We start from the raw sequence: 1,504 nt of genomic DNA, 5'->3' as shown, positions 1-1,504 counted from the left end.
TTTATTCACCGAGATGTGCTGAACCTTTAATAATTGAAGCGCTTAACAAACAAAATCTCAATCAAATTGTAGGCTACGATAAAATTGATGCAATATCACTATTAGATTATGCCGTAAATTATAATAAAGACTCTGTTGTTGAATACTTACTAAATCATGGTGCAACAATTTCAAATGATCTGTATTTAGGTTCTACTATGGAGTGGGCACTAAAAAATTTAATGGTTCAATTTTGGAATCAAGATCAAAATGAAAACATTTTAAAAAGCATAAATATTGTAAAAAAATTAATCCACCTAGGTGCAGAAGCAAGATTTAGTGCAAAGAACGATTTTAAAATTGAGGGTAACTTCCCCCGTCAATTCTATCAATTCAAAGAGGTTGAAATTAAAAAGCTATATGAAGAATATCAATTAGATTTAATACAAATATCTGAACGTAAAACATTAGTTGTTGATAAACAGTCAGAATTAATACAAATAATAACAACAAAAATTTCAGAGAATGTAACCAAAGAAACATCAATCAAAAACTCAATTACGACTTTTCATAACTGCCGTAAAATGATTAACAAGATAGAAGACAGTTGGAAACCAAAACCTCTTAAATACTTTATAAATCAGATTTCTGAAAATAAAATACCTATCACTAAAGAAAATCTACAAGAGATAGATCCTATTTTAGCCACATGTTACTTGAAAAAAGAGAACCCTTTTCGCATAGAAGTAATTGAAAATTCACCTAGCACCCAGCAAATTTTTAAAGCTCTCAGTGAGAAAGATATCAATAAAGCAATAAGTATCGCTGAAAGTAAAGAATACTCAATGAAACAAAAAAGATGGCTTTTTTATCAAGTTTTAGGCTGGGATACGGCATATTACTCAGAACTACAAAATAGCGATTTGCACCAAAGTGAATTTAACTATCGATATTTTTCTTCTACTAAAATTGAAAGTATAAAATCATTTGTTGAAGCGGGTTTTGATTTAGATTATATAGATGAACAAGGTACCACTCTGCTTCACTTTGCGATTCAAAAAAGAAACCTAACACTATTAAAATACTTATTATCTGAAAATGTTTTACTCGCTGAGCTCAACTTACCTGATGATTTATTGTATTTATTTCTTAGAGATATAACTAAATTTAAAGAAGAAACGAGACTACCATTTTTAATAGAATTAATGGCATTAAAACCAAATATTAATCACCATCACTTAAGCGCTATTGCATTATTTAAGATGCGAAATCAGGAACAATATCTAGAGATAGTAGAGCTATACCCTGAACTTTTAATAAATGATAAAACGCCTTTACCTAAGGCATACTGTGAAATTTATTAACTCTACTATACAATGCCGTTTAATGTCCTTTATAACTAAGCCATGTATAAAAATTGTTTATTTATCAGCCTCAATTGAAGCACAATTAATCGATTTATATATAAAATAATACTATTTTTTATATAGCTAAGTTTGGGGAAGACTAAAGGTTAATATAGAAT

General features: G+C 28.7%; 1 protein-coding gene. It reads left to right on the top strand.

What is annotated here, in order from left to right:
* Positions 1 to 1,343 (top strand): ankyrin repeat domain-containing protein (locus CJF42_RS25640; RefSeq protein WP_141235687.1); only part of this gene is annotated, 1,343 nt, incomplete at its 5' end.
* Positions 1,344 to 1,504: the final 161 nt, after the last annotated feature.

This window comes from Pseudoalteromonas sp. NBT06-2 (assembly GCF_002276045.1).
In the GTDB taxonomy this organism is placed as follows: Bacteria; Pseudomonadota; Gammaproteobacteria; order Enterobacterales; family Alteromonadaceae; genus Pseudoalteromonas.
Note: the sequence above shows the minus strand (reverse complement) of the source record. Positions and strands in the feature narration are given on the sequence as shown.